Below are 455 nucleotides of genomic sequence, written 5' to 3' on the forward strand. Positions count from 1 at the left end.
CGCAGCTGCAGGTGGACGGCGTGCTGTACTTCCAGGTGACCGATCCGATGAAGGCGTCCTACGGGTCCAGCAACTTCATCCTGGCGATCACGCAGCTCTCGCAGACCATGCTGCGTTCGGTGATCGGCAAGCTCGAACTCGACAAGACCTTCGAGGAGCGCGACTTCATCAACCACAGCATCGTCTCGGCGCTCGATGAGGCGGCCTCGAACTGGGGCGTGAAGGTGCTGCGCTACGAAATCAAGGATCTCACGCCGCCCAAGGAAATCCTCCACGCGATGCAGGCGCAGATCACGGCCGAGCGCGAGAAGCGGGCCCTGATCGCCGCCTCGGAAGGGCGCAAGCAGGAGCAGATCAATATCGCGGCCGGCGCGCGCGAATCGGCGATCCAGAAGTCGGAAGGTGAGCGCCAGGCCGCCATCAACCAGGCGCAGGGCGAGGCCGCCGCGATCCTG

Annotated in this window: 1 protein-coding gene; it reads left to right on the forward strand. The window is 64.6% G+C overall.

The window, feature by feature from the left end; all coding sequences use genetic code 11:
- On the forward strand, window positions 1-455 hold a 455-nt coding region (locus tag FQ755_RS14980), incomplete at both ends, for an SPFH domain-containing protein (RefSeq protein ID WP_260858597.1).

The sequence above is a fragment of the Paraburkholderia sp. BCC1885 genome, from assembly GCF_900996235.1.
GTDB lineage: Bacteria > Pseudomonadota > Gammaproteobacteria > Burkholderiales > Burkholderiaceae > Paraburkholderia.